Raw genomic sequence first — 6470 nt, 5'->3', positions numbered from 1 at the left:
AGCGGCGTCACAGCACGTTGGGGCACATCAGCCCGGAGGCCTTCGAGGCCCGGATGAGTGCTTAAACCCGTGTCCACGACTGCTGGGCAAGATCAAAGCCAGCATGAAAGCAATCGCACCAATATTTCTTTCCGCTTTTCTATCAGTTAGTGCCAACGCCTTTGCGGCGGAAAACTACGACGAAATTCCCGAAAATTTCATAAAAATGATCGCAGCCAAAAAATTTCAAAAAGCAGTCGACCATCTTTATCCCGGAAAAACCTACTGGAGCACACCTCAAGGGCTTGCTGAAAAATCAAATATCTCTGCCAAACTCGAAAAATATGGGGATTATCGCTTTCACAAACTGCTGTCAGAAAAAAGCATTGATGGGCGCTACGCGACCCTAAGCTATTTTATTGGATTCCAAGAAAATCCTGCATTTTTATCAATAGCCATGTACAAACCAGAAAACTCATGGAAAGCAAAAGAATTTAATATTAGTGAAAGCCCCTATGAAACCAAAAACTTTAATCCCGAGTAAGTATAACAATGCGCATATGGACTCTCCCCACAAGTGGTGAGCAACCCTGTTCCAACCCTGTCGTCAGTGCGATTGCATTCGCATATCAGCCCATCCGTGACCTCACGGTATTTCCAGCCGGTACTCCCGCTCGGCTATTAGCTGCGCCCAGGCCAGCGGGCTCCAGGCCGTGTCGGCGAACAGGCCGGCGGCCAGCACCGCGGTGGCGGTGACCAGCGGCGGCATGAGCAGCAGCCAGGCGGTGTGGTACCACTGCCGCGTGTGGGTCGGCTCGTGCGGCCAGGCGAAGGGTCTGTGGCGGAACCAGGCGCGCCAGAGGATCGGCAGGAAGTAGGCGGCATTGAGCAGGCTGGAAGCCCACAGCACCCAGATCGCCCAGTGCATGCCGGCCACCGTCGCCCCCTCCATCAGCCAGGCCTTGCTCACCGCGCCGGCGGTGAACGGCACGCCCATCATGCTCAGGGCGGCGATGCTGAACGCCAGGGTGGTCAGCGGCATGCGCCGGCCGACGCCGTCCATCTCGCTCACCTTGTGGATGCCGAGGGCCTCGGCGTAGTTGCCGGCGCAGAAGAACAGGGTGATCTTCATGATGCCCTGGTGAACCAGGTGCACCAGGCCGCCGATGCTGCCGATGGGGCCGAACAGGGCGACGCCGAGCACGATGTAGGACACCTGGCTCACCGTCGAGTAGGCCAGGCGCCGCTTGAGGTCGTCCTGGAACAGCGCGCGCAGGCTGCCCCAGACGATGGTGATCGCCGCGGCGATCGCCAGCGGGGTGAGCAGGCCGAGGGACTGGGTGAGTTCGACGCCATAGACCTCGTAGACGACGCGGGCGATGCCGAAGGCGCCGGCCTTGACCACAGCCACCGCGTGCAGCAGGGCGGAGACGGGCGCGGGGGCGACCATGGCCTGGGGCAGCCAGCCGTGCAGCGGCACCAGCGCGGCCTTGACGCCGAGGCCGACGATCAGCAGCAGGAAGATGATCCTCAGCTCGCCGCCATGTTCGGCCTCCAGGGCCTCTGCGATGCCACCGTGGGCGAACTCGGTATGCCCCAGCAGGTGGTTCAGCCAGACGATGCCGGTCAGCAGCAGCGTGCCGCCGATCAACGTGTAGGCCAGGTAGATGGCGCCCGCCCGCAACGCCTTGGCGTTGCCGCTATGGACCACCAGGGGAAAGGTGGACAGGGTCAGCAGCTCGTAGAAGACGAAGAAGGTGAACAGGTTGGCGGCCATGGCGATGCCCATGGTGGCAGTGACGCAGACGCTGAAGAAGCCGAAGAAGCGGCTGCGGTGCGGCTTGCCCTCCAGGTAGCCGATGGCGTACAGGGTGGTGAACAGCCAGAGAATCGCCGACAGGGTGATGAACAGCATGCCCAGGGCATCGGCATTCAGGGCCAGATCGAGGCCGGGCAGCACGGCAAAGCGGACCTGGTAGGCCTCGCCGGCATGCACGCCGGCGATCAGGATGCCGACCAGCACCAGCTTGGTAATCGCGGCAAACAGGTTGAGCGCCGTACGCAGGCCGTGGCGGGCTTCCGGCAGGACGAAGATGAGCAGGCCGGGCAGCAGCGACGAGGCCAGCACCGCCAGCGGCAACAACTCGTGGCTGGTCATGCCGCGCTCCCGATGGACAGCAGCGCCATCAGCTCGACACCGCGCAGTCCGAGCAGCACGCTCGCCGCCGCCAGCACGAAGGCCATCAGCTCCAGGGTACGCGGCACCGCCACCAGCTCGCCCGCCCGCGGCGCGCGCAGGAAGGCCTGGCGCAGCACGCGGAACACGTAGGCCGTCGCCAGCAGACCACCGACCAGCACCATCAGGGCGATGATCCAGTGTCCCTGTTGCAGCGCCGCCTCGATCAGCAGCCACTTGGCGAGAAAGCCCGACGAGGGCGGCAGGCCCATGATGGTGATGCCGGCCAGCCCGAAGGCATACAGACTCAAGGGGCGGCGCCCTGCCACCCCGGCCAATCCGGCCACCGTATCCTGCCCGGTAACCTTGATCAGCACGCCTGCCGCCGTGAACATGGCGGCCTTGGCCAGGCCGTGAGCGAAGACATGCATCATGCCGGCCTGCCGCGCCCCGGCAGTGCCCAACAGCGGAAAGATCAGGAACAGGTAGCCGAGCTGCGCCACGGTCGAATAGGCGATCAGCATCTTGATGCGCGGGGCGCGGATCGCCTTCCAGGAGCCCCACAGGATCGCTGCCGAGCCGAGCGTCATCGGCAGCCAGGCGAGCAGTTCGGCGCGTGCCACCAGGGCGCCGAACGGGTCCAGCCACAGACGCAGGATCAGGTAGAACGACGCCTTGACCACCAGCGCCGACAGCAGCGCGGAAACCGGCGCCGGCGCGCCGCCGTGGGCGGACGGCAGCCAGTAGTGGAAGGGAAACAGTGCGGTCTTGAGCATCAGCCCGACCAGCATCAGGCCGCCGGCGAGCCACACCGCGCGCGGCGCCTCGGCCACGACCAGCGGCCCGAGGGTTTCCAGCGATACCGTGCCGTAGGCGCCATAGATCAGCGCCACGCCGAGCAGATAGGCGCCGGAACCGACCAGGGCGGCGAACAGGTAGCGCAGCGCGGCGGCGACCTGGCTCACCCCGCCGCCTGCGGCGACCAGACCGACGGCGGACAGGCCGACCAGTTCGAGGGTCACGTAGAGATTGAACAGGTCAGCGGAGAGGAACAACCCATTGAGGCCGGCCAGCAGGATGCCGGTCAGCGGCCAGAAGTAGCGGCCCTCCACGCTGCCGGCGGCAAAGTAGGCGTGCGCATAGACGGCCAGCGGCAGGGCGATCAGCTGGGTGAGCAGCAACATCAGCACCGACAGGCCGTCCGCCGCCAGGGCGATGCCCAGCGGCGCCGGCCAGCCGCCGACGGCATGGCTGGCCGCGCCAGCGCCCGACAGCATGACCGCCAGCAACAGGGTCAGCCCCAGTTGCAGCCCCAGGCCGATGATCGCCGCTTGCGCGCCACGCCCAGAGCCGAGGAGGAAGGCCAGGCAGGCCCAGGCGAGCGGCAGCAGGATCAGCCAGACCATCAACGCGCCGGGGTCAGTCATCGTCCGCCTCGGGCAGCTCCATGCGCCCCGTCAGTGCATGCAGGCGGCGCGCCAGGGCCAGGGCCAGTGCGGTGGCGGCCACGGCGACGACGATGCCGGTAAGGACCATGGCCTGGGGTACCGGATCAGCCACGTCGTGGCGCTGGGCAAGGCCGACCAGAACCAGGAAGGCGCCGCTGCCCATCAGGTTGAAGGCGAGGATGCGCCGCAGCAGGTGGTCGAGGAGCAGCACGCCGGCGCCGCCCATGGTGAACAGGAGCACCCCGACGATGGCGAACAGCAGGCCGCTGGTCATCAGTCGCCCCCCTCGTCGCAGGTCATGAACAGGAACAGGCCGGCGAGGATCAGGCCGAGGGAGAACGTCAGACCGGCTTCGATCAACAGGATCAGCGCTCCGGCATGGGCCGGCGGGTACTCCAGCAGTGCCCCGCGGGCCAGCATGGCCGTCGCCACGCCGAGAAACAGGAGGAAGCCTCCGGCCAACCCCCAGCGCAGTCTGGCGCTCGGCTGCAGCCAGCCCGGCAGCAGTTCGGTGAGATGCAGCAACACGGCCGCGGCCGCCAGCACAGCTCCGGCCTGGAAGGCCCCGCCCGGTCGCCAGGCACCGGCCCACAGCAGGTAGACGGCAACGACGACCATCAGCGGAGAGGCCAGGCGCGCCAGCAACTGCAACGGCCGTTCGGCAGCGCGCAGGGTGCAGACCTGCCGCTCGAGTCCAAGCGCCAGGATGCCAAACAGGGCGAGCAGCAGCACGGCGATTTCCAGCAGCGTGTCGTAGCCGCGGTAGTTGAGCAGCACGGCGGTGACCGGATGGGCCACGCCGCTGGCCGCCAGGTTCTCCGCCACGGCCGGGCGCAGGTCGATCGTCGCCGCGGGCAATTCGAGCAGGGTAGCGATCAGCGCCAGACTGAAGGCCAGGGCGGCGGCGATGACCACCAGCCGCTTCATGGCGCCTTCCTCTCGGCTTCGCGTCGGCGCAGCGCGCCGTAGGCATCCAGCAGCAGCGCGCCGCTCAGCCCGGCACCGATGGCCGCCTCGGCCAGACCGATGTCCGGGGCCTGCAGGCGCGCCCAGGCCAGCGCCATCAGCAGGCCGAAGACGATGAACACCACCACCGCGTGGTCCAGCCTGACCGTGGTGAGGGCGCGCCAGGCACTCCACAGCAGGGCGCTGGCCAGCAGCAGGTCGAAGCCGAGGGCGAGGCTCACGGGTCCTTCCTCCGCCACGGGGCGATGCCCAGCGCATCGGCACGGCGGGCGATCGCATAGCTGACCCCGGCACTGGCGGCGAGCCCCAGCGGCCAGATCAGCAGCAGTTTCAGGGCCGCAGCCAGACTGTCCGCTTGCAGCGCCAGCCCCAGCAGCAGGCAGCCGAGGCCGAGATTGTCCGCCTTGGCCAGCGCGTGCAGCCGGCAGTAGACGTCGGGAAAGCGCAGCAGGCCGAGGGTGCCGGCGAAGAAGAAGAAGGCACCGATGCAGAGCAGGCCGCCACTCGCCATTTCAAGCATCGGGGTGTTCCTTGTCATGCCAGGCGCGCCGGGCGAAGGCGATGCCGGTGATCGCGGCCAGCAGCGCGATGACCAGCGCCACGTCGACCAGCGCTCCCCTTCCCCCGGCGCGGGCCAGCAGAACGAGGATGCCCACCCCGGTAGTGCCGAACAGCAGTGCCACCAGCATGCGGTCGGCGGCGGTCGGGCCGTGCGCGGCAACCAGCAGCGCCACCAGCAGATTGGCAAGCAGGAACAGCGCGACGGGCATTTCCAATCCGGTCATGTGCCGACTCCGAACATCCGCGCAATGTGCGCTTCCAGTACCGCCACCTCGGCAAGGATCGGCAGACGCTCATCGACCACATGAATGCGCAAGCGGTCATCGGTCAGCTCCACTCCGAGGGTGCCGGGCATCAGCCCCAGCGTGTTGAGCAACAGCACGCTGGGCGCACCGGGCGGCAAGGCCATCTCCCACTCCAGTATGGCTGGCTGCAGCGCCTGGCGACCGCGCAATGCCATCCACGCGACCTGCGCCCCGCCGCGCACGGAGTTGCTGACGAAGAAGGTCAGATAGCCGAGCAACCCCGTCAGACTGAGGCGTCTCGAGCCGGGAGGCAGCTGGCGCAGGCTCGCCCACAGGGCCGCGCAGATCGCGAGCAGGCCGAGGCCCCAGCTGTCCGGGCGCCCCTCCACCAGCACCCACCAGAGCAGGGCGAACAGCAGGCTGCGCTGGAGCATGGCGCGGATCATGGCGCGGCAGTCCTGAGATGCTCGCCGCCGCCAATCAGCACGACGTGGCCCGCGGCGCACAGGCGCGCAACGCCGAAGAAGGCCATCACCGCTGTGCGCCGAGACGGCTCAATCGCGCGGACGGCTGAACACGTAGTCGCGGTCTTTCTCGGGAGCGTGGCAGGCATAGCAGGCGGTCGCCGCGTTGGCGCCAACTGCGCGCTTGGACGGGTCGCCGCCGGCGAAGCCTTCGAAGCCCCAGCCGCCGGTGGCGGCGTACTTCTGCGCATCCTTGTGCATCACCCCGACCACCTTGCGCGCGCCCTCGGTCACCGCACTGTCGGCGCGATTGGCCTCCAGCAGGTCGAAGACGATGACTGCGCCATCGGGAAACTTGCCGGCCTGGTAGCCTTCCAGAGCCGACGCATTGGCATAGATATGATGAATACCGCCGAAAGCATCGAACAGCGGGTGGCCCTGCTCGATCACCATGCTCTTGACGTGCTGCCAATGCCGGTAGCCGCTCGGATAGGGAACCTCGGGGTCCGCGGCCAGCGCCGCGGAGGCGGGCAGCACGGTCAACAGGGCAAACAGCAGCGATTTCATGACGTGTTCCTCGTTGCGGGTCGGCCGGGGCCGCAGCGCAGCCACCGAGAACGGACCGACCCTG

The 6470-nt window shown here is 67.0% G+C and carries 10 protein-coding genes; 1 reads left to right on the top strand and 9 read right to left on the bottom strand.

Features of this window, described 5'->3' with window-relative positions; genetic code table 11:
• On the top strand, positions 1-523 hold a 523-nt coding region (locus tag BMZ19_RS22285), incomplete at its 5' end, for a hypothetical protein (protein WP_212633255.1).
• A 102-nt stretch (positions 524-625) separates the two neighbouring features.
• On the opposite strand, the gene BMZ19_RS19625 is transcribed toward BMZ19_RS22285, so the two are convergent.
• From BMZ19_RS19625 to BMZ19_RS19585, 9 genes are all read right to left on the bottom strand, one after another.
• Positions 626-2137, bottom strand: coding sequence for a proton-conducting transporter transmembrane domain-containing protein (locus BMZ19_RS19625; RefSeq protein WP_090313272.1), 1512 nt, complete (start codon positions 2135-2137; stop codon positions 626-628).
• On the bottom strand, positions 2134-3582 hold the full coding sequence (locus BMZ19_RS19620) for a complex I subunit 5 family protein (protein ID WP_090313271.1): 1449 nt from the start codon (positions 3580-3582) through the stop codon (positions 2134-2136). Before BMZ19_RS19620 ends, BMZ19_RS19625 begins: the two co-directional genes overlap by 4 nt.
• Positions 3575-3877: an NADH-quinone oxidoreductase subunit K gene (locus BMZ19_RS19615; RefSeq protein WP_090313270.1), complete on the bottom strand. Its 303-nt coding sequence runs from the start codon at positions 3875-3877 to the stop codon at positions 3575-3577. The genes BMZ19_RS19620 and BMZ19_RS19615 overlap by 8 nt, the downstream gene beginning before the upstream one ends.
• Positions 3877-4530, bottom strand: a complete 654-nt coding sequence (locus BMZ19_RS19610) for an MnhB domain-containing protein (RefSeq protein WP_090313269.1) — start codon at positions 4528-4530, stop codon at positions 3877-3879. Before BMZ19_RS19610 ends, BMZ19_RS19615 begins: the two co-directional genes overlap by 1 nt.
• Positions 4527-4790, bottom strand: coding sequence for a Na(+)/H(+) antiporter subunit B (locus tag BMZ19_RS19605; protein WP_090313268.1), 264 nt, complete (start codon positions 4788-4790; stop codon positions 4527-4529). The genes BMZ19_RS19610 and BMZ19_RS19605 overlap by 4 nt, the downstream gene beginning before the upstream one ends.
• Positions 4787-5089, bottom strand: coding sequence for a cation:proton antiporter (locus BMZ19_RS19600; RefSeq protein ID WP_090313267.1), 303 nt, complete (start codon positions 5087-5089; stop codon positions 4787-4789). The genes BMZ19_RS19605 and BMZ19_RS19600 overlap by 4 nt, the downstream gene beginning before the upstream one ends.
• A complete protein-coding gene (locus tag BMZ19_RS19595; protein WP_090313266.1) occupies positions 5082-5354 on the bottom strand; it encodes an MrpF/PhaF family protein in 273 nt (90 codons plus the stop codon). The genes BMZ19_RS19600 and BMZ19_RS19595 overlap by 8 nt, the downstream gene beginning before the upstream one ends.
• The gene (locus BMZ19_RS19590; protein ID WP_090313265.1) at positions 5351-5821 is read right to left on the bottom strand and encodes a Na+/H+ antiporter subunit E; all 471 of its coding nucleotides are present in this window, start codon (positions 5819-5821) and stop codon (positions 5351-5353) included. The genes BMZ19_RS19595 and BMZ19_RS19590 overlap by 4 nt, the downstream gene beginning before the upstream one ends.
• Positions 5822-5929: 108 nt before the next feature.
• Entirely contained in the window at positions 5930-6406 is a 477-nt protein-coding gene (locus BMZ19_RS19585; RefSeq protein WP_090313264.1) for a cytochrome P460 family protein, read from the bottom strand.
• Positions 6407-6470 lie beyond the last annotated feature (64 nt).

Source organism: Pseudomonas linyingensis (genome assembly GCF_900109175.1).
Classification (GTDB): Bacteria; Pseudomonadota; Gammaproteobacteria; order Pseudomonadales; family Pseudomonadaceae; genus Geopseudomonas; species Geopseudomonas linyingensis.
This window is presented reverse-complemented; position numbering and strand designations above follow the sequence as displayed.

Bases quoted from the DNA above. Each gene is read 5' to 3' on its own strand.
- BMZ19_RS19625 (WP_090313272.1), bottom strand. From the start codon at position 2,137: ATGACCAGCCACGAGTTGTTGCCGCTGGCGGTGCTGGCCTCGTCGCTG.
- BMZ19_RS19620 (WP_090313271.1), bottom strand. From the start codon at position 3,582: ATGACTGACCCCGGCGCGTTGATGGTCTGGCTGATCCTGCTGCCGCTC.
- BMZ19_RS19615 (WP_090313270.1), bottom strand. From the start codon at position 3,877: ATGACCAGCGGCCTGCTGTTCGCCATCGTCGGGGTGCTCCTGTTCACC.
- BMZ19_RS19610 (WP_090313269.1), bottom strand. From the start codon at position 4,530: ATGAAGCGGCTGGTGGTCATCGCCGCCGCCCTGGCCTTCAGTCTGGCG.
- BMZ19_RS19600 (WP_090313267.1), bottom strand. From the start codon at position 5,089: ATGCTTGAAATGGCGAGTGGCGGCCTGCTCTGCATCGGTGCCTTCTTC.
- BMZ19_RS19595 (WP_090313266.1), bottom strand. From the start codon at position 5,354: ATGACCGGATTGGAAATGCCCGTCGCGCTGTTCCTGCTTGCCAATCTG.
- BMZ19_RS19590 (WP_090313265.1), bottom strand. From the start codon at position 5,821: ATGATCCGCGCCATGCTCCAGCGCAGCCTGCTGTTCGCCCTGCTCTGG.
- BMZ19_RS19585 (WP_090313264.1), bottom strand. From the start codon at position 6,406: ATGAAATCGCTGCTGTTTGCCCTGTTGACCGTGCTGCCCGCCTCCGCG.